Origin of the sequence: Streptomyces sp. NPDC093600 (genome assembly GCF_044764755.1) — a bacterium.
Taxonomy (GTDB): domain Bacteria; phylum Actinomycetota; class Actinomycetes; order Streptomycetales; family Streptomycetaceae; genus Streptomyces.
Map to the genome: position 1 here is coordinate 196773 of NZ_JBIWIU010000004.1, position 22950 is coordinate 219722.

A 22950-nucleotide genomic window follows, 5' to 3' on the forward strand; every position below is an offset into this window, starting at 1 on the left:
TCACTGTTCTTCTCCGTTCGCTTCTCCGCCCGCGCAGCACAGAGGCGCGGGCATCGTCATCAAGTGCCGCCCGGCGGCTGCGCGTGCGTCGCTCACTGTTCTTCTCCGTTCGCTTCTCCGCCCGCGCAGCACAGAGGCGCGGGCATCGTCATCAAGTGCCGCCCGGCGGCTGCGCGTGCGTCGCTCACGGAGCGACTCCGATCGTCGACAGTCCAGTGGCTTCAGGAAGCCCGAGGGCGATGTTCATGCTCTGCACCGCGCCGCCGGCGGTGCCCTTGGTGAGGTTGTCGATGGCGCTGATCGCGATGATCCGGTGCGCGGCCTCGTCGTACGCGACCTGGATCTGCACGGCGTTGGAGCCCTGGACGGACGCCGTCGCAGGCCACTGGTCCTCGGGGAGCAGATGGACGAAGGGCTCGTCCGCGTAGGCCTTCTCGTACGCGGCTCGTACGGCCTCGGCGGTCACGCCGGGCTTCGCCTTGGCGGAGCAGGTCGCGAGGATGCCGCGCGACATGGGGGCGAGCGTCGGGGTGAAGGACACGCTCACCCGCTCCCCGGCCACGGCGCTCAGGTTCTGGATCATCTCCGGGGTGTGCCGGTGGCCGCCGCCGACGCCGTACGGCGACATGGAGCCCATGACCTCGCTGCCGAGCAGATGCGGCTTGAGCGCCTTGCCCGCGCCGGAGGTCCCGGTGGCGGCGACGACCACCGCCTCGGGCTCGGCCAGACCGCTCCCGTACGCGGGGAAGAGCGCGAGCGAGACCGCGGTGGGGTAGCAGCCGGGGACCGCGACACGCTTGGCACCCTCCAGCCCGGCGCGGGCGCCCGGCAGCTCCGGGAGGCCGTAGGGCCAGGTGCCGGCGTGCGCGGAGCCGTAGAACTTCTCCCAGTCGGCGGAGTCCCTCAGCCGGAAGTCGGCACCCACGTCGATGACGAGGACGTCCGGGCCGAGCTGCTCGGCGACGGCGGCAGACTGGCCGTGCGGGAGCGCGAGGAAGACAACGTCGTGCCCGGCGAGCTCCTCGGCGGTGGTGGGCGCGAGGACGCGGTCGGCGAGCGGCAGGAGGTGCGGCTGCAGGCCGCCGAGTCGCTGACCGGCGTTGGAGTGACCGGTCAGGGTGCCGATCTCGACGTGGGGGTGGGCGACGAGGAGACGCAGGAGCTCTCCGCCCGCGTATCCGCTCGCGCCTGCCACTGCTGCTCGTACCGTCATGGATTCCTCCTCCTGGAGAGCATGACTATACGTGTCGCCGCAGTTTTATGCAAAGGAGGGAGGAGTGCGTCGGGGTTCCGCCCGGCCCCGGTGGCGGAGTCGTCGGTGGAGGTGGCGGGCCGACGCCCAGGCGGGAGTCAGAGGTCGCTGTCGATACCAGTGACGGCGGGCGGGCCGAGCGGGGCGTCAGCCTCCGCGATCCCTGCTTCCTTCAGCGCGGCAGAGACGAGCCGTGTGGCGTCCAGCTCGGCCTCGTACCGGTCCGGGGCGTCGACCTCGAGGCGGACGGAGAAGGTGTTGTCCTCGTTCAGCGTGAGGAGGTCCAGGCCTTCGCTCTCACTGACGTCCGTGTGCCGCACGGCCAGCTTCCGTTCGAGAGCCGAGCGCGCGGAGTCGGTGATGTCCGAGATGAATGTACCGGGAACGGTGATGACGAAGGTGGTCATGACGACTCCTCGCGTAGGACGGAGCTGGGGTGGCGACCTGCTTCCCGCACCGGAACGCAGTGTTGCGGGGCTCGGGTTCAGGCGTTCGCATGGCGAGGGGTGACTGCCTGCCGCGGTGCGGCGTGATGCGCCGGCCTGTTTCCCGTGGCTGCCTGGAGGCGTCGCAGCCAGAGGGACGCGGTGCCGAGCAGGCCGGTGAAGACGGTCAGGAGAAGTAGGGAAACCCACATCTGCCGGCTCCCGGGGTGGGTCCATCCCGTCCAGGCCGCCGCGGCCGTCCACAGCAGGACACCTGCCGCGTAGAAGGTGCGGACTCGGCGCAGCTGCCGTACGGCCCGCAAGGACATGATGTTGTCGGTCTTCGGTGCCATGCCGACCCGTGTACCCCGATGTGCGCTACCTATCGGGCGGTTCGCCTACCGTTCCGGCCCCAGCGCCGCCGCGGGCGACGCTGGGACGGGCGCCGTCGCTGAAGATCCAGGACTCGGCCATGCGGATGACCTCTCGTGTACCTGGGTCCTACAGGGGGCCGGTGCCGCCCGTGTGCTCGTAGTACGACGCGACCTGATCGCGGTACGCGACCTCGTCCAGGTCCTTCTCGCGGTGGAACTCGGGGGCGTTCTCGATCTGTTCCTTGGAGAGGTCCAGGCGGATGCTCTTCTCCTCCTCGTCGATGCGCGAGATCGTGTTCGCGGGCAGCAGGACCTCCTTGCCGAAGATCCACATACCGGTATCGACCACGAGGTAGGCGTCGTCCACCTCTTCGGAGTGCTTGTCGACCTTGCCGATGCTCCCGTCGACCGCTTCCACCTTGTAGCCGGTGAGGTCCGCGCCGACTGCGTAGTTGAAGGACGGCCGGTAATTCCACGCGTTCTCAGTCACGTACGAACATCTCCCTATTCGGAATCAATGGCGGCGTCCCCCGCATCGGGGCGATCTCTCCGCCTCCTGCATCGCGTGCCCCGTTCCGCCGCTCGTATCCGGGGGGGTGCGCCCATGCGGAACTCCCGTCGCCGATCCCCGAGACACTTCATGCGGCTGAGGCGTCCGCCCAGGACGCCCGTCGGCGGAGCCGGACGATTCATGATCACGTTGATGTGTCAGGCGTGAAGGCGTAGATCCGATGCGGATCCAGGTGCAGTTCGTGCGGACCCATGCAGTCCGCGGCGAGGGTGGCGACGAGCGCCCCGCACGTGCACGTCAGATTGCGGCCCCCGGTACCAAGGGGTCCGCAGCACCCGTGGTGGATACCCAGGGAGCCGGTCACCCGCAGGCTCGGCGCGTCTCCCGGGTGCACGATCACGGAGTTCCTGGGCCCGGCAGGCACCATGCCGGTCATACCGGGTGGCATGAGAAGAGCCCGACTCCCCTGCACGGACAGCGCCTGGGTGCCAGGGGCGACGAAGGGGGCGCCCCAGGGCTCGGGTGCCGCCGCTGGCGGGGGCGTACAGGAGATGCGTGGCTTCCCGCGCCGGGGGGCAGGTGGGACCCGCCCGGTTAAGGCACCCGGCCATCCCCCGGTGGGGGCGCCTCAACCACCGAGCTTGCCGACCGCATCGTTCAGTGACGCCGCCACGAGGGTCAGCTCCTGCGGGGCGGGGTGCGCGGTGCCCAGCCGATCCACGAGTTCCGCCCGTGTCAGCACCACCGCCGCGCCACGGAGGTCGTCGCTGTCGAGGGCGTCCCGCCCGGCCACCCGGGCGCGGCCCTCCACAAGGACCAGGGCGGAGTCGTCGTCTGTCGCGTCCAGCAGCTCGCGGACCAGAGCCTCGTCGATCATCACGTGTTCCCTTCCCTCTTCTCGGTTCTCCGCCTTCGTATGGGCGGCCCGGCCTGCGGGACCGGGCCGCCGTTGCGACGCGGTTCAGCCATCCTGCACCTGACCTTGAGTGATCCGCTCGGGATGTACGCGCATTCCGGTCCGTGCCGATACCGCCGCCGGCTGTTGGACGGCCTCCTCGCCGACTACGCCGAGCCCATCCCCCCGGGGAAGGACGTGCGACGTCGGCTCAGCCGCGCGGGCCGCGGCCCCCTGACCCGGCCGTCTTGACCGCTCGCAGGATCACGAACTTCGGGTCGCCCGCGACCAGTTCGCAGGTGCCGAAGATCCGGCGCAGGGTGATGTGGTAGCCGAGGTGCCGGTTGCCCACCACCCACAGTTCGCCACCCGGCCGCAGCACCCGCCGGGCGTCGGTGAACATGCGGCGGGCGGTGCGGTCGGTGGTGGCCTGGTGGCTGTGGAACGGCGGGTTGTTCAGAACGAGGTCCACCGACTCGTCCGGAAGGTCCGCCGTACCGTCGCCGACCAGGAATTCGGCCTTGCGGCCGGCTCCGGCGTGGGTACGGAAGTTGTCCTCGGCCGAGGCGACGGCCTGGTACGACTCGTCGGTGAAGACCAGCTCGGCCTCGGGTTCGGCGAGCGCGACGGCCAGGCCCACGACTCCGTTGCCGCAGCCCAGGTCCAGGACCCGGGCGGGGCCGAGGTCCGTGGGCAGGTGCCGCAGGAAGAAGCGGGTGCCGATGTCGAGGCGGTCGGCGCAGAAGACCCCCGCCTGGTTGACGACGGTCCGGCCGGCGACGGCCGGGGCGTCGCCCGGGAGGTCGTACCGGTACGGCCACGGGTTGGCGCCGCGCTCCAGGGACGGGTCCGGCGTGCAGAAGATCAGCCGGGCCTTCTTCACGGCCAGCGACGTCCGGGTGGGGCCGAGGATCCGCTCGAAGAGGCGGAGCGTAGAAGTGTGGATCTCCTTGACCATGCCGGTGCCGATGACCACGGTCCCCTCGTGCACGGCCGGTGCCAGGCGGTGCAGCTGGTCCTCCAGGAGCGCCAGGCTCTTGGGGACGCGGACGAGCAGGACGTCGATCCGCGCGGGCGGCGGGTCCTGCGTGGTGAGCAGCCGGACCGCGTCCGGGGCCGCCCCGCAGCGCGCGAGGTTGTCCGCGGTCGCACGTCGGCCGAGATAGGAGTCGCTGATCTGGGTGAGCTCGGTGGGCTGGGTGGTCTCACCGGGCCGCGGGGCTGCCAGCGCGGTCACCAGGGCGCCCCAGCGGTCGCCGACGACCGCGACGGAGCCGGACAGGTCGGTCTCCGTCTCGGCCAGGTGCCGCAGCAGGTACTCGTCGGAGGCGTCCCAGGCGCGGAGGGGGTCGCGCGGATCCTCGGGGAAGCGGGTGAGTGGGAATTCGCCCCATGACGTGGTCAAACGGTTCATCGTGGTCTCAGGCTAGCCGGTCGGCGGTGGCGGTGGGACGGCCCCCGGTCCGCCCCCGATCCGCCCCCGGGTCGGCTCGGGTCGCCTCCACGGCCAAACGTCTCCGGCCTGCCGTTGCGCGCATGGCCCCGCGCCGGAGGGGCGTACGCGCCTCAGCCGGCCGTCGCCGCGAGTCGGAGGTGCCACAGGCCCGGCCGGCCGGTGAGGGTGACGGTGGAGAGGGGGCGGACGTCGACGTTCCAGTACGTGAGGGGCGGCGCCTTCAGGGCGTACACCAGAGCCGCCCGTACGACGGCGGGCTCGGCGACCGCGACGATGGCGCCGTCCTCCGCCGGCCGGGTGTCGAGCCAGCCCCCTATGCGCGAGATGAAGGCGAGCAGGGTCTCGCCGCCGTGCGGAGCGGTGCGGGGATCGGTGAGCCAGGTGTCGACGGCGGCCGGTTCGAGGGCGGCGACCTCGGAGAGGGTGCGACCGCGCCAGCGGCCCATGTCGCAGTCCCGCAGGGCGGGCTGGGCGAGCGGTGCGTAGCCGAGGGCCGTGCCGGTGGCGCGACTGCGGGGCGTCGGGGAGCAGTAGCGCAGCTCGGCCGCGCCGAGCGGGACCAGTGTGTGCGCGGCGAGCTGCACCTCGTACCAGCCGGCCTCGTCGAGCGGCCGGTCGTCGTCGAACCGCTCGGCGAGCAGGGAGGAGCTGCGCGCCGCTGCGACCAGCGTGACCCGAAGACCCATGGCCGCGATCGTGAGGCCGGGGGCCTGGCAGGTCAAGGGGGCATATGCGCCGCGTCGCACGGGGGTGCGAGGCGGCCAAAGGGACGGTTGAGACCGAGAACCGTTCTTTTGTCAGGGTCTCGAAGTGGCTCGAACCCGACCTTCTCGTACCCGTCGTGGGCGTCGGCGGCCGCCAGCGAGGTGGCCATCTCCCTTTCGGGGGCGGGTCACAGCGCCAGCTCTTCGACGGCCGTCCGCAGCCGCCGTACGCCCTCCACGATCTCCGCGGCGCCCGCGACACCGGCGAAGCCGAGCCGGAGGTGACCGGCGGAGGGTTCCGCGCAGAAGTAGGGGCGGCCGGGGGCGGCGGCGACACCGGTGCGCAGGGCGGTGGCGTGCAGAGCGGCCTCGGAGAGGCCGTCGGGAAGGCGGAGCCAGAGGTGGTAGCCGCCGGAGGGGATGTGGGGCAGGGCGACTTCGGGGAGGTGGAGGGCGAGGGCGCCCGTCATCGTGTCGCGACGGCTCTTCAGCTCCTGGGACACCGCGCGCAGATGGCGGCTCCAGGCGGGCGAGCCGACCAGTTCCAGTGCGGCCTCCTGGAGGGGGCGGGGGACGAAGAAGCTGTCGACGACCTGGATGGCGCGCAGGCGTTCCAGGACGGGGCCCCGGGCGGCCAGGGCGCCTACGCGGAGGCTCGGGGAGGTCGGTTTGGTGAGGGAGCAGACGTGGACGACGACGCCGTCGGGGTCCTCGGCGGCCAGGGTCGCGGGCAGCGGCCCGGCGTCCTCGTGGACGAGGCGGCGGGCGAAGTCGTCCTCGACGACGAAGGCGCCGGCCGCGCGGGCGATCCGCACCACCTCGCTCCGGCGCGCCCGGCTCAGCACGGCTCCGGTGGGGTTCTGGAAGAGCGGCTGGCAGACGAAGACGCGCGCTCCGGTGGCCGGGAAGGCGGCTTCCAGCAGATCGGGGCGTACGCCCTCGGCGTCGGCCGGGACCGGGACGGGCCGGAGACCGGCGGCGCGGGCGACCGCGAGCATGCCCGGGTAGGTGGGCGACTCGACGAGGACGGGGGTGCCGGGTGGGGCCAGGGCGCGCAGGGCGGTGGTGATCGCGGACTGCCCGCCGGCGGTGATGAGGATCTCGGCGGCGGTGACGGTGCCGCCGATCGCGCGGGCGAACCATTCGCGCAGTTCGGGCAGTCCGTCGGTGGGCGGCCTCCCCCAGGCGCCGGGGCGGCGGGCGGCGCGGGCCAGGGCGGCGGCCAGGGCACGCTCGGGCTGGAGCGAGGGGTGCAGATAGCCGCCGTTGAACTCGATGACGCCCGGCGGGGGCGCGGAGAGGGTGACCAGGACCCCGGAGGCGTCGACGGCCCTCGGCACGAGTTCGGTGGCCGTGTCGGCGCTCAGCGTCACCTCCTGCCAGGACGTGTCGCCCACGACCGGCGTCGGCGCGCGCGTCTCGGCGCGGAAGGCGCCCGCTCCCGGGCGGGTGACGACCAGCCCCTCGGCGGCGAGCTGGGCGAGGGCGCGGGTAACGGTCACGGGCGAGACGCGGTAGCGCTCGACGAGCGCCCTGCTCGACGGCAGCTTGCCACCTGGTGAGTAGCGGTCGAGCTCCCCCTTCAGGGATTTCGCCAGCTCGGCCACGCTGCTACGCTCTTGCATGACAGCAGAGAATAGCGCTACTCCCCGCAGTGCGATAGCGGTCGACGCCGGTCCGAGCCTGACCGGTCCCACCGCGTCCGGTTCCAGCGCCGGCCCCACCGCCTCGCCGGCCGCCGGCCGCGGCACCCTCCTCGCCGCACTCGGTGTCGTCGCGTTCTCGCTCACCTTCCCCTCCACCGCCTGGGGACTGGAGAGCTTCGGCCCCTGGTCCCTGGTCGCCGTACGCTCCACGCTCGCCGCGCTCATCGCGGGCGCCTTCCTCCTCGCCATGCGGGTGCCCCTGCCCGAGCGGCGCCACTGGGCCGGCCTCGCGGTGGCGGCCGGCGGTGTCGTGGTCGGCTTCCCCCTGCTGACGACGCTCGCCCTGCAGACCTCCACCACCTCGCACGCCGCCGTGGTCGTCGGGCTGCTGCCGCTCACCACGGCCACCTTCGCCGCGATCCGCACCGGCCGCCGACCCTCCCGTACCTTCTGGATCGCGGCCGTCTCCGGAGCGGCGGTCGTCATCGGCTTCACCCTCCAGCAGAGCGGTGGCGCCCTGTCCACCGGCGACCTGTACCTCTTCGGCGCGCTGCTCGTGTGCGCCGCCGGATACACCGAGGGCGGCCGGCTCGCGCGGGTCATGCCCGGCTGGCACGTCATCGGCTGGGCGCTGATCCTCTGCCTGCCTCTGATGGCGATCGGCTCGGCCGTCGCCCTCTCCTTCGAACCGGTGCACCTGACCGTCCACGGCGTCGTGGGCCTGGTCTGGGTGGCCGCCGGATCGACGTTCTTCGGCCTGTACGTCTGGTACCGCGGCATGGCGGCGATCGGCATCCCCAAGGCCAGCCAGCTGCAGCTGGCCCAGCCGCTTCTGACCCTGGTCTGGTCGGTGTCGCTGCTCGGCGAGCCGCTCACTCCCGCCGCCCCGATCGCGGCGGTGGCGGTCCTGGTCTGCATCGCGGTGACCCAGCGCGCCAAGAGCTGAGCCGCCGTGGGGCCGACAGGACAGCAGGGGGTGACGCAGGTCACAATGGCGGACGTAGACTCCGTTGTAGAAGCCCGGCCCCGAGGAGGCCACCCGATGCAGGCGAGCGTGGGCGACAAGCTGCTGATGCACGGCCGCACCGTCGGCCAGCACGACCGTACGGCCGAGATCACGGAAGTACTGGGCGAGAACGGCACCCCCCCGTACCGCGTGCGATTCGACGACGACGGTCACGAGGCCCTGATGTCGCCGGGGCCCGACTCGGTCGTGCGGCACCCCGAGAAGTCCTAGGAGCAGGCCCCTGGCCACGTCCTAGGACACGATCACTGACGACCACGACCCGGAACGAACTGCGATCACTCCCGGCCCGGAACGACTGACGGTCACTCCGGCCCGGAACGCCGGCGCGGCGGACGCGCCCTGGTCGGGTAGTGGTCCGCCACCACGGCGGCCATCGCCCCGATGGGGTCCGCCGCGACCTCTTTCGCGGCGAAGTAGCAGTGGCCGCCGACCGACGCGTACCGGGCGGCGAGCGTCAGATGGCGGGAGAGCTCCTGGGGGTCCTGCCAGGCGGCGGGCTGCGCCGGGTCGCCGCACTTGTACAGCGCCTCGCCGACATGGAGAGCGACGCCGGTGCCCCGTACCACCGCGTCCCACCACGGCAGCGCCTTGGCGTAGTCCACGGCCGGGTGACCGATGTTCCAGTACAGCTGCGGGATCACGTGGTCCAGCCAGCCCTCCCGGATCCACTTGCGCGTGTCGGCGTACAGGTCGTCGTAGGTCTGCACGCCCGCGCGGGTGTCCGAGCCCTCCGGGTCGGTGGCGGCGTTGCGCCACACTCCGAAGGGGCTCACCCCGAAGGCGACGTCCGGGTTGATCTCCTTGATCCGGGCCGCCATGCCGGAGACCAGCAGATCGGTGTTGTTCCGCCGCCAGGCCGCCTTGTCCGGGAAGTCCCCGCCGTAGCGCTCGTAGGCGGCGTCGTCGTCGAAGACCTCGCCCTTGACCGGATACGGGTAGAAGTAGTCGTCCCAATGCACCGCGTCGATGTCGTAGCGGCGGACGGCGTCCAGCATCGCGTCCTGGACGAAGGCGCGGACCTCGGGCAGGCCGGGGTTGTAGAAGAGCTTCCCGCCGTACGGCAGCACCCACTCCGGGTGGAGCCGGGCCGGGTGGTCCGCCACCAGCCGGGACGGGTCCGTGTGATGAGCCACACGGTACGGGTTGAACCAGGCGTGCAGCTCCAGACCCCGGTCGTGGGCCTCCTCGACGGCCGTGCGCAGCGGGTCCCAGCCCGGGTCGCGGCCCTGGACCCCCGTCAGGCACTGCGCCCACGGCTCGTACGGCGACGGCCACAGCGCGTCGGCCGTCGGCCTGACCTGGAGGATCACCGTGTTCAGCCGGCGCTCCACGGCCATGTCCAGATGGGCCAGGAGTTCGGCCCGCTGCTCGTCGGCGGTGAGACCGGGGCGAGAGGGCCAGTCGCGGTTGGAGACGGTGGCGATCCACACGCCCCGGAAGTCGCGGACCGGACGCGCGCCTCCCGCCGCGGCACCCGCGCCTTCTCCGCCCATAGTGGCGAACGCCGCAAAAACGGTGCCCGCGACGAACCCTCTTCTACCGATAGATCCCATATGGCACCCCTCAAGTGTCGGACACGTCACACCCATCCAGGCAGAGCATGCCCGCCCCGGACGATCGATCATCCGCCCGGGCGGAGTAACGTCGTGGGGTCGAGGCGGACGCACCGGAATCACACGGGGCCCGCCGCCAGAGAAGAGCGAAAGGCACGAGGTGACGGACTCCATGGCCGACATTGAGCGCGTCGGAGTGGTGGGCTGCGGCCAGATGGGCGCGGGCATCGCGGAGGTGTGTGCCCGCAGCGGCCTTGAGGTGAAGGTCGCCGAGACCACCGGCGAGGCGCTGGAGATCGGCCGCACGCGGCTCTACAACTCGCTGTCGAAGGCCGCCGAACGCGGCAAGATCAGCGACGAGGAGCGCGACGCGACGCTGGCGCGCCTCAGCTTCACCACCGACCTCGGCGAGTTCGCCGACCGCGATCTCGTCATCGAGGCCGTCGTCGAGAACGAGCAGGTCAAGACCGAGATCTTCCAGGTGCTCGACCAGGTGGTGACCCGGCAGGACGCGATCCTGGCCTCCAACACCTCCTCGATCCCCCTGGTGAAGCTGGCCGTGGCGACCTCGCGGCCCGACCAGGTCATCGGCATCCACTTCTTCAACCCGGCCCCGGTGCAGAAGCTCGTCGAGCTGATCCCGGCCCTCACCACCTCCGAGGGCACGATCAGCCGGGCGCAGATCTTCGCGGAGAAGGTGCTGGGCAAGCACGCGATCCGCGCCCAGGACCGGTCCGGCTTCGTGGTGAACGCGCTGCTGGTCCCGTACCTCCTCTCCGCGATCCGGATGTTCGAGTCGGGCATCGCGAGCCGCGAGGACATCGACAACGGCATGGAGTTCGGCTGTGCCCACCCGATGGGCCCGCTCAAGCTCGCCGACCTGATCGGTCTGGACACGATCGCCTCGATCGCCGACTCGATGTACACCGAGTACAAGGAGCCGCTGTACGCCGCTCCCCCGCTGCTCCAGCGGATGGTGGACGCGGGCCGGCTCGGCCGGAAGACCGGCTCGGGCTTCTACCCGTACCCCTGACCCCGCCGACGCCGACCGGCCCGTACACCCGCACAGGTACGGGCCGTTCCGCGTCCCCGAGGCCGGTCAGCCGAGTCGCAGATGGTGCAGCATCAGCAGCCCTGCGGCCATGTTGGCGGCCGGGACCTCACCCCTGGCGATCATGTCGGGGACGAGCTTGAGCGGTATCCACTCCCGCCGTGAGGACTCGAAGTCGTCCTCGGGCGGACCGATGTACGTGGCGTGCTCCGCCCAGTAGAGGTGGTGCCGCGCGTCGGTGAGGCCGTTGGACGGCTCCACGGTCAGGAGAGGGCGCAGGGGCCCGGGCCGCCAGCCCGTCTCCTCCTCCATCTCGCGGGCGGCGGCCGTCTCCGGGTCCTCGCCGTCCTCGACGACACCGGCGGCCAGTTCCCAGCCCCAGCTGTCGGTGATGAAACGGTGGCGCCACAGCATGAGCACCTCGTCGTCCTCGTTGACGACGGTCGCCACGGCGACGGGCCGCAACCGGATCAGATAGTGGTCGAGGCGGCGGCCGTCCGGGAGCTCGACGTCCGCGAGGTTCACCCGGAACCAGCGGTTCTCATAGACCGGTTGTTCGCTTAGTTTCGTCCACTGCACGTTTCTGCCACCTTCCGATTGGTCGGTGGCAATATGGCAGCAGTCCTGGGGTCAGAGGGGAACGCGTAGCGCCCCATCGATGAGCGCGGCCGCCTCCCGCGCGTCCGCGCAGTCGCTCGCCAGAAGATGCTCCCGCACCAGCCGCAGCCGGTCGCGCAGCCGCTGCGACTCCATGCCCCGGGCCCGCTCGGTCATCTCCACCGCCCTCCGCGCCGCCTGGTCGGCCTCCCCCTGGCGCAGCTCGATCTGGCACAACATCGCCAGCCGGTGCACCCGCCCCCGGTCGTGGGCCGGTGTCCCCACGGCCGCCACCGCGTGCTCACGCGCCGCCGGAAGATCACCCAGACTGAGCAGAGCCTCGGCGACCTGCACATTGACGAGCCCCGGCTGGACATAGCCGGTCTCGGCCGGCTCATGCCCCGGAGAGATCCGCTCCGCCTCCGCCTCCGCCCGCCGGATGCACGCCAACGCCGCCGAACCGTCCCCGAGATGGGCGTACGCCTTCGCCTGCATCGCGGAGAGGTCGGCGGCGAGCGCGGGGGTGATCTGCCGCCCTGCCGACCGCAGCGCGGCCTCGGCGAACGCCACCGCCTGCCGGAACTCCCCCATGAACAGCGACTGATTGACGAGCAGCGCCACCACGTACGCGCCCAGCCCCCGGTCGCCGCTCGCCTTCGCGAGCCGCAGCGCCTGGTGGAAGTAGCGCTGGGCGAGCCCGAGCGCGTCGGAGTCGTACGCGCAGATCCCGGCCACCGCCACCAGACCGCCCGTGGCACGGTGCAGCTGCCGGCCCAGACTGTCGCTGTACGCCCCCCGCAGCAGCGGCGCCGTCTCGGCGTTGAGGAAACCGACGATCCGCACCCGGGTCGCAACCCCGCCCGCCTTGCGGTACATCTGCTCGTAGTGCGCCCGGGCCGCGCGGAGCATCGTGATGTCGGCCATCGAGACCCGGGTCAGGCCGTCGCGGGAGACGTCGGAGTCCTCCGGCGGGTTCTCCCACTCCCAGACGGGCATCACCGCGGGCGTACCGGTGACGGCCTGCGCGCCGAGTATGTGCGGCCGCTGCTGCTCGTCGGAGCGCCACAGGGCGGTGGCTCGCTCGACGAACGAGGAGAGCGGCGAGCCGTGGGCCGGGGCGGCGCCGCCGGGCACACCGAGCCCGATGTCGTCGAGGGTGACCGCCCGGCGCAGACGTGCGGCGAGCACCTCGCAGATCAGGTCGGGCACCTGGCCGCGCGGCCGCTGGCCCTTCAACCAGCGGGCGACGGCGGTGTGTTCGTACCGCAGGGTGAGGCCACGGGCGCGGCCGGCCTGGTTCACATGGGCGGCCAGACCGGCGTTCGACATGCCCGCCTCGTCCAGCAGGGCGTCGAGCAGGGTGTTGGGCAGCATGGGCCCCTCCGGTGGCTCGGTCCGCCCACATCGATGGCAGGCGGTTTCGCACGGGGTGTGAATGAAGTGCCCGTTCCTCCCGTCCGCGCGCTCTGCCGCCGGACGGCCGCGAACGGTTGACTGGGCGCCTCGCCGAAAGGCGACCGGGCCGCCGGCTCCCCCTCGTACAGTGCGGTGGCCCGTCCCGCGCCGCCCGCCCTGCCGATCTGCCCGACACTCCGTGGCAGGACGGGTGGCGCCGTCCGGCCGGACCCGTCCCTCACCGGCGCTCACCGGTGGGGGGAGGGTGAGGGCCGGGTACGGCGCAGCCCGGGTTCGGCGGGCTGCGCCGGCACCCGGGCCCGGTCGTTGCGGACGACCAACAGCGCCATGTCGTCGGCGAGTCGGCCGCCGGTGTGCCGCAGCAGCGCGGTGTGCACACGGCGGACCAGCGCGGCGGGCGGGACGGGCGCGTCCCGGACCGCCTGGGCGAGCATGGCCTCCAGAGCGAAGAAGCGCCCGGCGGCGTCGCGGGCGTCCTCGGCTCCGTCGGTGTGCAGGAAGAGCGCCTCGCCCGGCAGGAGGCGGGTGCAGGCGTACGGGGAGAGCTCGTCCGGCAGCGGGAAGGCGCCCAGCGGCGGCAGCGGGTCGCCGACCGGCACGGCCTCGACGGAGCCCCCGATCCGGTAGGGGCCGGGGTGACCGCAGTTGAGGGCGTACACCTCCCCGTCCGCACGGATCTCCAGGAGCAGGACGGTGACGAACTCCTCGGCCGCCGGATGCTCCGGCTCACGCCCGGCCCGGGAGGGATGCTCCTCACGGGCCCGCTCGCGCAGATGCCGCCCCAGCGCCCGGTCGAGGCGGCGCAGCACACCGCCGAGCTCGGGCTCGTCGTGGACGGCCTCCCGGAAGCTGCCGAGCACGGCCACGACCGCGCCGAGGGCGGCGAGGCCGTGTCCCCGTACGTCGCCGATGACGATCCGCACCCCGTACGGCGTGGCGATCGCCTCGTACAGATCGCCTCCGACGGCCGCGCCGCGCGAGGCGGAGAGCTGGCCGGCCGCGACGGTGAGACCGTCGAGCCGGGGCGGCGGCGGGCGCAGCAGCACCCGCTGAGTGGCGTGCGCGATGGCGCGCACCCGCGCCAGCTCACGGGCGGGGCCGCACCGGATCCCCAGGACAAGACCGGTGCCCACGGTGAAGAAGACGACGCTGGTCGCGACCCGCATGGCCGTTCCCGGCTGCTGGGCCAGCGGACAGGCGAGCTTCCAGGTGACGGCGACCGCACCCCAGAGGGTGGGAAGGGCGAGGGGGCCCAGACGGCGTAGCCGTGAGCCATCGGAGAGCAACGACCTGGTACGGATCATGCACGGCCCTTCCTGAGGCCCTACGGCGCCCGAAAGCCCTGCGGCACACAGACCCGCCCCTGCGGCCGCGTCGATTCTCCCGACGGCACCGGGCACGGCGGAACACCCTCCGGGCATCTCACCCGAAGGAGTGAGCGCCCTCGGCACGCCGCCCCGCACGGCGGAGGACGCCGGCTCGCACGGACAGACGGTCGCCGTATACGCGTACGGAGGCCCGCAGCCGTATACCCGTCCCGTGCCGAGGCCCGCAGCCGTATACCCGTCCCGGCAGGGCCCCGGGCCCGGGGAACGCCGGAGGGGGCCGGCCCGGTGTGTGCCACCCGGCCGGCCCCCTCTCCCAGGGTCCGCGATCAGGCGCCGCGCAGCGTGGCGCCCGTGCGCTCGGCGGCGAGGGCCACGGCCGCGTCACGGGCGGCGGTGGCCTCGTCGACCGTGAGGGTGCGGTCCGTGGCGCGGAACTTCAGCGCGTACGCCAGGGACTTCTTGCCCTCGCCGATCTGGTCGCCGGTGTACACGTCGAACAGCCGGATGGACTCCAGGAGTTCACCGGCGCCGTCGCGCAGCGCGGCTTCGACCGCGTCGGCCGGCACCGCGGTGTCGACGACCAGGGCGACGTCCTGGGTGGCGACCGGGAAGGAGGAGATCCGGGGCGCCTTGAGCGGGCCCGTCACCGCCTGCTCGACCAGGTCGAGGTTCAGCTCCATCGCGCACGTGCGGGCCGGCAGACCGAACGCCTTCACGACGCGCGGGTGCAGCTCACCCGCGTAACCGACGGTCCGCTCCTCGCCGTCCAGGACGACGAGCAGCTCGGCGCAGCGACCGGGGTGCCACGGGCCGTACTGGCCCTGGCGCACGATCAGTTCGGCACCGGTCTCGCGGGCGACCGTGCGGGCGGCCTCGACCGCGTCCGCCCAGTCGGCCGGACGGCCCTTGCCCCACCAGCCGGCCTGCTCGCGGGCGCCTGCGAGGACGACGGCGGCGTGCCGGGGCTGCTCGGGCAGCGCGGCGTTGACCTCCGCGATCTCCGCCTCGGTCGGGCGGCGGTCGACGGGGAGCCGCACCGCGACGCCCGGCTTCTCGCCCGCCCGGAAGACCAGACCGGTCTCGAAGAGCGCGAGGTCGTGCGAGCCGCGGCCGTCGTTGCGGCGCAGCGCGCCGAGCAGGCCCGGCAGCAGGGCCGTACGGAGCGCGGGCTCCTCGTCGGAGAGCGGGTTGACGAGCGTGACCACGCGGCGGCACGGGTCGTCCGCGTCCAGGCCGAGCTGGTCGAAGACCTGCTCGCCGATGAACGGGTAGTTCAGCGCCTCCACGTAGCCGGCGCCGGCCAGGGCGCGGCCGACGCGGCGGTGGGTGCGCTGGCGCTCGGTCAGCCCGCGGCCGGCCGGCGGCTTGGGCAGCGTCGAGGGCAGGTTCTCGTACCCCTCGAGCCGGATGACCTCTTCGGCGAGGTCGTTCGGCTCGTTCAGGTCGGGGCGCCACGAGGGGACCGTGACGACGAGCTCGTCCTGGCCGTAGACGTCGCAGCCGATCTCCTGGAGGCGGCGGACGACGGTCTCGCGGCCGTAGGCCACGCCCGCGACGCGGTCCGGGTGGTCCGCCGGCATGGCGACCGTACGGGGCGCGGAGGGCGCGATGAGCTCGGTGACGCCGGCCTCGGCGGTGCCGCCCGCGAGGAGCACGAGCAGGTCGACGGTGCGCTGTGCGGCGGCTGCCGTGGCCTGCGGGTCGACTCCGCGCTCGAAGCGCTTGGACGCCTCGGAGGACAGCTTGTGGCGGCGGGCCGTGCGGGCGACGGAGATCGGGTCGAAGTGCGCGGCCTCGATGACGACCTCGGTCGTCGCACTGGCGGCGTCGGCGTGGTCGGCGATCTCGGTGTTGGCACCGCCCATGACGCCCGCGATGCCGATCGGCCCGCGGTTGTCGGTGATGACGAGGTCGGCGCCGTCCAGGACGCGAACGGTGCCGTCGAGGGTGGTGATCTTCTCGCCGTGCTCGGCGCGGCGGACCCCGATGGGGCCGTCGAGCCGGGTGCGGTCGTAGGTGTGCAGCGGCTGGCCGAGCTCCAGCATCACGTAGTTGGCGATGTCGACGGCGAGCGAGATCGGGCGCATGCCGGCCTTCTGCAGGCGGCGCCGCATCCAGATCGGCGTGCGCGCCTCCGGCTCCAGGCCGACGACGGTGCGCGCGGTGAAGCGGTCGCAGCCGATCGGGTCGGCGATCTGGACCGGGTAGCCGTACGAGTTGGGCGCGGGCACGTCGAGGAGCGCCGGGTCGCGCAGCGGCAGGCCGTAGGCGATGGCGGTCTCGCGGGCGACGCCGCGCATCGAGAGGCAGTAGCCGCGGTCGGGGGTGACGGCGATGTCGAGGACCTCGTCGTACAGCTCCAGGAGCTCGGTGGCGTCGATGCCGACCTCGTACTCCGGCGGGAGCACGATGATGCCGTGCGTGCCGTCGTCGCCCATGCCGAGCTCGTCACCGGAGCAGATCATGCCGCGGGAGACCCGGCCGTACGTCTTGCGCTCGGCGATCCGGAAGTCACCGGGCAGCACGGCGCCGGGCAGGGCCACGACGACCTTGTCGCCCTCGGCGAAGTTCCGGGCACCGCAGATGATCTCCTGGGGCTCGCCGGTGCCGTTGGCCTGGCCGACGTCGACGGTGCAGAAGCGGATCGGCTTCTTGAACTCCGTCAGCTCCTCGATGGTGAGGACCTTGCCGACCACCAGGGGGCCGGTCAGGCCGGCGCCGAGCTGCTCGACGGTCTCGACCTCGAGTCCTGCCGAGATGAGCTTGGCCTGGACGTCACGTCCGGTCTCCGTCGCCGGCAGGTCGACGTACTCCCGCAGCCAAGAAAGCGGGACCCGCATCAGATCTCCATCCCGAACGGCCGGGTGAACCGGACGTCACCCTCGACCATGTCTCGCATGTCATCGACGTTGTGGCGGAACATCAGCATCCGCTCGATTCCGAACCCGAAGGCGAAGCCGCTGTACTTCTCCGGGTCGACGCCGCAGGCGATCAGCACCTTGGGGTTGACCATGCCGCAGCCGCCCAGCTCGATCCAGCCCTCGCTGCCGCAGGTGCGGCAGGGGCGGTCGGCGTTGCCGACGGACTCGCCGCGGCAGACGTAGCAGAGCATGTCCATCTCGGCGGACGGCTCGGTGAACGGGAAGAAGTTCGGGCGGAGCCGGGTCTTCATGTCGGGCCCGAAGAGCGCCTGGACCATGTGGTCCAGGGTGCCCTTGAGGTCGGCCATGGTCAGGCCCTCGTCGACGGCGAGCAGCTCGATCTGGTGGAAGACCGGGGTGTGCGTGGCGTCGAGCTCGTCGGTGCGGTAGACGCGGCCGGGGCACACGACGTAGACCGGGGGCTCCCGGTCGATGAGCGTGCGGGCCTGCACCGGGGAGGTGTGCGTACGGAGGACGACACCGGACTCGTCACCGGTGGTCCCCTCCGGGCCCTGCACGAAGAAGGTGTCCTGCATCTGGCGCGCCGGGTGGTCCGGTACGAAGTTGAGGGCGTCGAAGTTGAACCACTCCGCCTCGACCTCGGGACCTTCGGCGACCTCGTACCCCATGGAGACGAAGACGTCGGCGACCCGCTCCATGAGCGTGGTCAGCGGGTGGCGGGCGCCGGCCGGGGTGCGGTCGTAGGGCAGCGTGACGTCCACCGCCTCCTCGACGAGCACACGGGCGTCGCGCTCGGCCTCCAGCTCCGTCTGGCGGGCCGCGAGGGCTTTGGAGACGACGCCGCGGGCCTGGCCCACCAGCTTGCCGGCCGCTGCCTTGGCCTGCGGCGGCAGCGCGCCGATCTCCCGGTTGGCCAGCGCGAGCGGCGAGGTGCCACCGGTGTGCGCGGTCTTCGCGTGCGCGAGCGCGTCGAGGTCACCCGCGGCGGCGAAGGCGGCGAGCGCCTCGTCCCGCATGCGCTCGATCTCTTCCGGTTTCAAGGCCTCGACCTCGACCGGGTCGTACGACTTATTGGGTGCGGACATCTCTTCCCGTGCTTCCGTTCGGCTGGCTGACTGTGCCCTTCCGGGGGACACCCCCGGGCCCCCGAGGCCCTGCTCGACGACAAGGGCGCAAACGTGCCAAAGGTCGAGTCTAACGGGGTGCGAGGACGCGAATGAGCCCGTGGGGGCCGGGCGGCTGGTGATCTCGTCAGGCGAGATAGGCCGGGGCGCCGACGGGCAGGATAAATCGGAACTCGGCGCCGCCCCGGGGGCCGCGGCCGACGGTGATGGTGCCGCCGTGGGCCTCGACGATGCCCTTGACGATGTAGAGGCCGAGTCCGGTGCCACCGCGCTTGCTTCCCCGCCAGAAGCGGGTGAAGACGCGTCCCATCGACTCCTCGGGGATGCCGGGGCCTTCGTCGCTCACGGTGACCGCCGTTCCCTTCTCTCCGTCGGTGGTGTCGCGGGGTGCCACCTCGATGGTGACGGTTCCCTCGCCGTGGCGCACCGCGTTTTCCAGGAGGTTGCCGAGGATCTGGTCGATCTTGTCGGGGTCGGCCCACAGATCGGGCAGCTGGGGGTGGACCCGGACGAAGAAGCGGTCGGGGGACTGCCCGCCGGTGGTGTGGGCCTGGATGTGGCGGCCGACGGCGGCGGCGATGTCGACGGGCTGGCGGCGCACCTCCAGCCGGCCGGAGTCGATCCGGGAGATGTCGAGGAGCTCGGCGATGAGCCGGGTGACGCGGTTGGCGTCGGCGTCGACGGTCTCCAGCATGAGCCGCTTCTGGTCGTCGGTGAACCGTTCCCACTTGGCGAGCAGGGTCGCCGTGAAGCCCTTGACGGAGGTCAGGGGGGAGCGCAGTTCGTGGGCGACGGTGGCGATGAGCTCGGCGTGGCTGCGTTCGGTACGTCGCCGGGCCTCGGTGCCGCGCAGGCAGACGACGACCCGGCGGACCGGCCCGGTGGGGTGCTCGCGGACGTAGCGGGCGGAGACGAGCACCTCGCGGCCGCCGGGCAGCAGCAGATTGCGCTCGGGCTGGCCGCGGCGGGTGGCGAGCCCGCCGTACGGGTCCGTGAGCGCCCACCAGCGGCGGCCCTTGAGGTCTTCCAGGGGGAGGACCTGGTCCAGCGGACGGCCGAGGGCTTCGTCGCCGGGGACGGCGGTGATCCGGCGGGCGGCCGCGTTGAAGCAGATGACACGGCCGGTCTCGTCGGCGACGACGAGACCGTCGGGCAGGTCGTCCGGGTCGATGCCGGGCCAGGGTTCGTGGGCGCGCGGCGTGGCCCCCCGTCCGTCCGCGGGCCTGTCCGTGCCGACCGTCATCCCCGTTCCCCACCCCTCCATGTAGCGCAGTGGGCCCCCGAGCCCGTCACCCTACTAGTTGAAGGTGACGCGGTGGACCCCTCAGGCGGTGGTTCGGGGGCGCTGGGCGCGCGCGGAGGCGTAGAGGCAGACTGCGGCGGCCGTGGCGAGGTTGAGGCTCTCGGCCTTGCCGTGGATGGGCACGCGCACCACGGCGTCCGCGAGCGCGCGGGTCTCCTCGGGCAGGCCCCAGGCCTCGTTGCCGAAGACCCAGGCGGTGGGTCCGCCCATGGTGCCGGCGTCCAGTTCGTCGTCGAGGTCGTCGTCGCCGGCTCCGTCGGCGGCCAGGATCCGGACGCCGACGCTCTTGAGTCCGGCGACGGCCTGCTCGACCGGGACGCCGACGGCGACCGGGAGGTGGAAGAGGGAGCCGACGGAGGCGCGGACGGACTTGGGGTTGTAGAGGTCGACGGAGGCGTCGGTGAGGACGACGGCGTCGGCCCCGGCGGCGTCGGCGCAGCGCAGGACGGTGCCGGCGTTCCCGGGGTCGCGGACGTGGGCGAGGACGGCGACCAGCTTGGGGCGGGCGGCGAGGATCTCCTCGAACGGCGAGTCGAGGAAGCGGCAGACGCCGACGAGGCCCTGCGGGGTGACGGTCTGGGAGACCTCGGCGAGGACGGCGTCGGAGGCGTGGTGGACGCGGGCCCCGGCCTCGCGGGCGGCGTCGACGATCCCGGCGTACCGTTCGGCGGCCTCGACGGTGGTGAAGAGCTCGACGAGGGTGGGCTCACCCGCGCTGCCGCGGTGGTGGACGGCCTCGCGGACGGCCTGCGGCCCCTCGGCGATGAAGAGGCGGTCCTTGCCCCGGAAGTTGCGCTTGGCGAGCCGCCGTGCGGCGACGACGCGCGGCGAACGCGGGGAGATCAGCTCGGGGGTGCCCATGGGGTCGGCGGCTCTCTTTTCGTACGTACGAGAGGGGTGCGAGGGGGTTGTGGCTGCGGTACGGCGGGCGGGCGCGCGGTCCGGGGAGGCGGAGGTCCCGGTGGTCCGGCGGGGCGGGCGGGGCGGGCGCCTGGAACGGCCCGGCTCGGCCGGGACGGCCACGGAGCCGGAACGGTCCGGTCGGCCGAGGCGGCCCAGCAGCCCGGAGCGGCCCGGAAGCCCTGAACCGGTCCGGTCAGGGCAGGCGGCCCGGGAGCCCGGAACGCGCCGGACCCGCAGGCGCGGGGCCTGCGGGTCCGGGCGAAGTGCTGCGGCCTGGAAGATCAGGCGGCGGCCTTCGGGGCGTTGACGTCGGCCGGCAGAGCCTTCTGCGCGACCTCGACCAGCGCGGCGAACGCGTTGGTGTCGTTGACGGCCAGCTCCGCGAGGATCTTGCGGTCCACCTCGATGTTGGCGGCCTTCAGACCCTGGATGAGGCGGTTGTACGTCATGCCGTTCTGGCGGGCAGCGGCGTTGATGCGCTGGATCCACAGCTGACGGAAGTCGCCCTTGCGCTTCTTGCGGTCGTTGTAGTTGTAGACCAGGGAGTGGGTGACCTGCTCCTTGGCCTTGCGGTACAGGCGCGAACGCTGACCGCGGTAACCGCTGGCCTGCTCGAGGATCGCCCGGCGCTTCTTGTGGGCGTTGACTGCCCGCTTGACGCGTGCCACTTGTTAACTCCTTGTAGCGGGGTCGTGGTTGGACTCACACGACCCGGAAACGAATGGGGCCCGGACTGGGCCGGTGGCTCTCGGTCACCGAGAGCCGGAGATCAATCAGATGCCCAGCATCTTCTTGATCTTGGCCGCGTCGCCCGGGGCCATCTCGGCGTTGCCGGTGAGGCGACGCGTCAGCTTGGACGACTTGTGCTCGAGCAGGTGGCGCTTGCCGGCGCGCTCACGGAGCACCTTGCCGGAGCCGGTGATCTTGAAGCGCTTCTTGGCACCGCTGTGCGTCTTGTTCTTCGGCATCGCGCCGTTATCTCCTCGTCAGTGGCGCTCCCCCCGGTGCGGGCACCGGACAACCGGGAGCGTCAGATCTTCGTTTGGTGGTTCCGGGCGGGGCCCCGGGGCTGCCTGGGTGGCAGCCCCTCGGGTCACGCCTCGGGGTTCTCGGCCGGAGCCTCGACCGGGGCGTCCTCGGCGGAGGCGTCCTCGGCGGTGTCGGACGAACCGCCCTGACGCTCCGCCTTGCGCGCGGCCTGGGCCTCGCGTGCCTCGGCCATCGCCTCGGTCTTCTTCTTGTGCGGGCCAAGAACCATGATCATGTTCCGGCCGTCCTGCTTCGGGTTGGACTCGATGAAGCCAAGCTCCTCGACGTCCGACGCCAGTCGCTGCAGCAGACGGAAGCCAAGCTCGGGGCGGGACTGCTCACGACCACGGAACATGATCGTGATCTTGACCTTGTCGCCCTGCTTGAGGAACCGGACGACATGACCCTTCTTGGTGTCATAGTCGTGCGGGTCGATCTTCGGCCGGAGCTTCATCTCCTTGATGACCGTGTGCGCCTGGTTCTTGCGCGCCTCACGGGCCTTCATGGCCGACTCGTACTTGAACTTCCCGTAGTCCATGAGCTTGCACACGGGCGGACGGGCGTTCGCCGCGACCTCGACCAGGTCGAGGTCGTACTCCTGTGCGAGCTCCAGGGCCTTGGCAAGCGGAACAATCCCGACCTGCTCGCCGCTGGGTCCGACAAGTCGCACCTCGGGAACGCGAATCCTGTCGTTGATGCGGGGCTCGGCGCTGATGGATCCTCCTCGGTAGCACCACGCGACCGCCTGGCGGACGGACGCGCAACGTCTGTTTAGTGAGACCAACCGCGCCGGAACACGAAAAATGCCCCGGACGGGACACAGGCGGGGCTCCAGGGGAATACCGGAGCACCGCCGCGGTCAACCGCGGGGCGCACATCGGGCGGCTCCATCGTCCGTACGGAACGATGGGCGCCACCTGACCGGTGACCCGCCGCCCGCGAGGGCGGCCAGGTGGGAAGTCGGAGCCTCCACTTGTGGGCCGGGCACACACGTGTCCGGCCGGTCGTTACACAAGGTTAGCACCCGGCGGGCGGGTGCGCTAACCATGGGCGCGGGCGTCGCGCCTCCGGGGGCGGCTTATCGTGTGGGGCATGAGCGAAACGCCCCACACCGAGCCCACGGACTCCCCCGACTTCGACGCCATGACCCGCGACATCGCGGAGGTCCCGGCGGTCGAGGTGATCGTGACGGTCGCCGTCAACCTGATGAGCGCCGCCGCGGTGAAGCTCGGGCTCACCGAGGAGGGCGACGAGCACAAGGACCTCGACGAGGCGCGCAAGCTGGTCCACGCCCTGGCGGGTCTGCTGGACGCCGGCGCGACGGAGATCAGCTCCTTCCACGCGGCGCCGCTGCGGGACGGCCTGAAGTCCCTGCAGCTGGCCTTCCGCGAGGCCTCGATCATCCCGGACGAGCCGGGCCAGGGCCCGGGCGAGAAGTACACCGGGCCGGTGTACGGCTAGAGCGTCGCGCGGG

23 protein-coding genes are annotated in these 22950 nt (G+C 72.1%); 4 read left to right on the forward strand and 19 right to left on the reverse strand.

Annotation, left to right across the window (positions count from 1 at the left end):
* Positions 1–184: 184 nt before the first annotated feature.
* The 8 genes from argC to ACIRB4_RS13660 form a co-directional block, all read right to left on the reverse strand.
* Positions 185–1213 (reverse strand): N-acetyl-gamma-glutamyl-phosphate reductase, encoded by a 1029-nt coding sequence (gene argC / locus ACIRB4_RS13625; protein WP_403290842.1) that lies wholly within the window; start codon positions 1211–1213, stop codon positions 185–187.
* A 137-nt stretch (positions 1214–1350) separates the two neighbouring features.
* Positions 1351–1659, reverse strand: a complete 309-nt coding sequence (locus ACIRB4_RS13630) for a hypothetical protein (RefSeq protein ID WP_403290845.1) — start codon at positions 1657–1659, stop codon at positions 1351–1353.
* A 77-nt stretch (positions 1660–1736) separates the two neighbouring features.
* On the reverse strand, positions 1737–2030 hold the full coding sequence (locus ACIRB4_RS13635) for a hypothetical protein (RefSeq protein WP_403290848.1): 294 nt from the start codon (positions 2028–2030) through the stop codon (positions 1737–1739).
* Positions 2031–2178: 148 nt separating this feature from the next.
* Positions 2179–2541, reverse strand: coding sequence for a PRC-barrel domain-containing protein (locus ACIRB4_RS13640; protein WP_403290851.1), 363 nt, complete (start codon positions 2539–2541; stop codon positions 2179–2181).
* 649 nt (positions 2542–3190) lie between these two features.
* On the reverse strand, positions 3191–3439 hold the full coding sequence (locus ACIRB4_RS13645) for a hypothetical protein (RefSeq protein WP_403290853.1): 249 nt from the start codon (positions 3437–3439) through the stop codon (positions 3191–3193).
* 229 nt (positions 3440–3668) lie between these two features.
* Entirely contained in the window at positions 3669–4871 is a 1203-nt protein-coding gene (locus tag ACIRB4_RS13650) for a methyltransferase (protein WP_403290855.1), read from the reverse strand.
* Positions 4872–5023: 152 nt separating this feature from the next.
* Positions 5024–5599, reverse strand: a complete 576-nt coding sequence (locus ACIRB4_RS13655; protein ID WP_403290857.1) for a histidine phosphatase family protein — start codon at positions 5597–5599, stop codon at positions 5024–5026.
* Positions 5600–5805: 206 nt separating this feature from the next.
* Complete coding sequence (locus ACIRB4_RS13660) at positions 5806–7242, reverse strand: PLP-dependent aminotransferase family protein (protein WP_403290860.1); 1437 nt, start codon at positions 7240–7242, stop codon at positions 5806–5808.
* On the opposite strand from ACIRB4_RS13660, the gene ACIRB4_RS13665 reads away from it, so the two are divergent.
* Both ACIRB4_RS13665 and ACIRB4_RS13670 read left to right on the forward strand, forming a co-directional pair.
* The gene (locus tag ACIRB4_RS13665; protein WP_403290862.1) at positions 7241–8209 is read left to right on the forward strand and encodes a DMT family transporter; all 969 of its coding nucleotides are present in this window, start codon (positions 7241–7243) and stop codon (positions 8207–8209) included. The genes ACIRB4_RS13660 and ACIRB4_RS13665 overlap by 2 nt on opposite strands.
* A gap of 96 nt (positions 8210–8305) precedes the next feature.
* Complete coding sequence (locus tag ACIRB4_RS13670) at positions 8306–8500, forward strand: DUF1918 domain-containing protein (protein WP_403290864.1); 195 nt, start codon at positions 8306–8308, stop codon at positions 8498–8500.
* A gap of 92 nt (positions 8501–8592) precedes the next feature.
* On the opposite strand, the gene ACIRB4_RS13675 is transcribed toward ACIRB4_RS13670, so the two are convergent.
* Positions 8593–9843, reverse strand: a complete 1251-nt coding sequence (locus tag ACIRB4_RS13675; protein WP_403290866.1) for a glycoside hydrolase family 10 protein — start codon at positions 9841–9843, stop codon at positions 8593–8595.
* A 172-nt stretch (positions 9844–10015) separates the two neighbouring features.
* Here ACIRB4_RS13675 and ACIRB4_RS13680 point away from each other — a divergent pair, with 172 nt between their 5' ends.
* Entirely contained in the window at positions 10016–10876 is an 861-nt protein-coding gene (locus ACIRB4_RS13680) for a 3-hydroxybutyryl-CoA dehydrogenase (protein ID WP_403290868.1), read from the forward strand.
* 66 nt (positions 10877–10942) lie between these two features.
* Here ACIRB4_RS13680 and ACIRB4_RS13685 read toward each other — a convergent pair whose 3' ends face one another.
* The 10 genes from ACIRB4_RS13685 to infC all read right to left on the reverse strand — a co-directional run bounded on the left by ACIRB4_RS13685 (position 10943) and on the right by infC (position 22260).
* Positions 10943–11473, reverse strand: a complete 531-nt coding sequence (locus ACIRB4_RS13685) for an NUDIX hydrolase (RefSeq protein WP_403290869.1) — start codon at positions 11471–11473, stop codon at positions 10943–10945.
* A gap of 51 nt (positions 11474–11524) precedes the next feature.
* A complete protein-coding gene (locus ACIRB4_RS13690; RefSeq protein ID WP_403290870.1) occupies positions 11525–12865 on the reverse strand; it encodes a transcriptional regulator in 1341 nt (446 codons plus the stop codon).
* A gap of 269 nt (positions 12866–13134) precedes the next feature.
* Positions 13135–14211, reverse strand: a complete 1077-nt coding sequence (locus ACIRB4_RS13695) for a PP2C family protein-serine/threonine phosphatase (RefSeq protein WP_403290872.1) — start codon at positions 14209–14211, stop codon at positions 13135–13137.
* Between the two features lie 350 nt (positions 14212–14561).
* On the reverse strand, positions 14562–17075 hold the full coding sequence (gene pheT, locus ACIRB4_RS13700) for a phenylalanine--tRNA ligase subunit beta (protein ID WP_403290874.1): 2514 nt from the start codon (positions 17073–17075) through the stop codon (positions 14562–14564).
* Positions 17075–18202 carry a phenylalanine--tRNA ligase subunit alpha gene (gene pheS / locus ACIRB4_RS13705; RefSeq protein WP_403290877.1) on the reverse strand — a complete coding sequence of 376 codons (1128 nt, stop codon included), beginning with the start codon at positions 18200–18202 and terminating at the stop codon, positions 17075–17077. The genes pheT and pheS overlap by 1 nt, the downstream gene beginning before the upstream one ends.
* A gap of 166 nt (positions 18203–18368) precedes the next feature.
* Positions 18369–19484 carry an ATP-binding protein gene (locus ACIRB4_RS13710; RefSeq protein WP_403290880.1) on the reverse strand — a complete coding sequence of 372 codons (1116 nt, stop codon included), beginning with the start codon at positions 19482–19484 and terminating at the stop codon, positions 18369–18371.
* A gap of 81 nt (positions 19485–19565) precedes the next feature.
* Positions 19566–20405: a TrmH family RNA methyltransferase gene (locus ACIRB4_RS13715; RefSeq protein WP_403290882.1), complete on the reverse strand. Its 840-nt coding sequence runs from the start codon at positions 20403–20405 to the stop codon at positions 19566–19568.
* Between the two features lie 323 nt (positions 20406–20728).
* Positions 20729–21115 (reverse strand): 50S ribosomal protein L20, encoded by a 387-nt coding sequence (gene rplT / locus ACIRB4_RS13720; RefSeq protein WP_356895645.1) that lies wholly within the window; start codon positions 21113–21115, stop codon positions 20729–20731.
* A gap of 105 nt (positions 21116–21220) precedes the next feature.
* Positions 21221–21415, reverse strand: a complete 195-nt coding sequence (gene rpmI / locus ACIRB4_RS13725) for a 50S ribosomal protein L35 (protein WP_019884943.1) — start codon at positions 21413–21415, stop codon at positions 21221–21223.
* Between the two features lie 125 nt (positions 21416–21540).
* Positions 21541–22260: a translation initiation factor IF-3 gene (infC, locus tag ACIRB4_RS13730; protein WP_403290886.1), complete on the reverse strand. Its 720-nt coding sequence runs from the start codon at positions 22258–22260 to the stop codon at positions 21541–21543.
* A gap of 308 nt (positions 22261–22568) precedes the next feature.
* On the opposite strand from infC, the gene ACIRB4_RS13735 reads away from it, so the two are divergent.
* On the forward strand, positions 22569–22937 hold the full coding sequence (locus ACIRB4_RS13735; RefSeq protein ID WP_356895643.1) for a DUF1844 domain-containing protein: 369 nt from the start codon (positions 22569–22571) through the stop codon (positions 22935–22937).
* Positions 22938–22950 lie beyond the last annotated feature (13 nt).

Excerpts from the sequence above, each read along its gene's own strand:
- ACIRB4_RS13650 (WP_403290855.1), bottom strand. The coding sequence starts at position 4,871 with ATGAACCGTTTGACCACGTCATGGGGCGAATTCCCACTCACCCGCTTC.
- ACIRB4_RS13695 (WP_403290872.1), bottom strand. The coding sequence starts at position 14,211 with ATGATCCGTACCAGGTCGTTGCTCTCCGATGGCTCACGGCTACGCCGT.
- ACIRB4_RS13715 (WP_403290882.1), bottom strand. The coding sequence starts at position 20,405 with ATGGGCACCCCCGAGCTGATCTCCCCGCGTTCGCCGCGCGTCGTCGCC.
- ACIRB4_RS13635 (WP_403290848.1), bottom strand. The coding sequence starts at position 2,030 with ATGGCACCGAAGACCGACAACATCATGTCCTTGCGGGCCGTACGGCAG.
- ACIRB4_RS13655 (WP_403290857.1), bottom strand. The coding sequence starts at position 5,599 with ATGGGTCTTCGGGTCACGCTGGTCGCAGCGGCGCGCAGCTCCTCCCTG.
- pheS (WP_403290877.1), bottom strand. The coding sequence starts at position 18,202 with ATGTCCGCACCCAATAAGTCGTACGACCCGGTCGAGGTCGAGGCCTTG.
- ACIRB4_RS13630 (WP_403290845.1), bottom strand. The coding sequence starts at position 1,659 with ATGACCACCTTCGTCATCACCGTTCCCGGTACATTCATCTCGGACATC.
- rpmI (WP_019884943.1), bottom strand. The coding sequence starts at position 21,415 with ATGCCGAAGAACAAGACGCACAGCGGTGCCAAGAAGCGCTTCAAGATC.
- ACIRB4_RS13735 (WP_356895643.1), top strand. The coding sequence starts at position 22,569 with ATGAGCGAAACGCCCCACACCGAGCCCACGGACTCCCCCGACTTCGAC.
- ACIRB4_RS13710 (WP_403290880.1), bottom strand. The coding sequence starts at position 19,484 with ATGACGGTCGGCACGGACAGGCCCGCGGACGGACGGGGGGCCACGCCG.
- ACIRB4_RS13675 (WP_403290866.1), bottom strand. The coding sequence starts at position 9,843 with ATGGGATCTATCGGTAGAAGAGGGTTCGTCGCGGGCACCGTTTTTGCG.
- ACIRB4_RS13670 (WP_403290864.1), top strand. The coding sequence starts at position 8,306 with ATGCAGGCGAGCGTGGGCGACAAGCTGCTGATGCACGGCCGCACCGTC.
- ACIRB4_RS13660 (WP_403290860.1), bottom strand. The coding sequence starts at position 7,242 with ATGCAAGAGCGTAGCAGCGTGGCCGAGCTGGCGAAATCCCTGAAGGGG.
- ACIRB4_RS13645 (WP_403290853.1), bottom strand. The coding sequence starts at position 3,439 with ATGATCGACGAGGCTCTGGTCCGCGAGCTGCTGGACGCGACAGACGAC.
- pheT (WP_403290874.1), bottom strand. The coding sequence starts at position 17,075 with ATGCGGGTCCCGCTTTCTTGGCTGCGGGAGTACGTCGACCTGCCGGCG.
- ACIRB4_RS13680 (WP_403290868.1), top strand. The coding sequence starts at position 10,016 with ATGGCCGACATTGAGCGCGTCGGAGTGGTGGGCTGCGGCCAGATGGGC.
- ACIRB4_RS13665 (WP_403290862.1), top strand. The coding sequence starts at position 7,241 with ATGACAGCAGAGAATAGCGCTACTCCCCGCAGTGCGATAGCGGTCGAC.
- ACIRB4_RS13690 (WP_403290870.1), bottom strand. The coding sequence starts at position 12,865 with ATGCTGCCCAACACCCTGCTCGACGCCCTGCTGGACGAGGCGGGCATG.
- argC (WP_403290842.1), bottom strand. The coding sequence starts at position 1,213 with ATGACGGTACGAGCAGCAGTGGCAGGCGCGAGCGGATACGCGGGCGGA.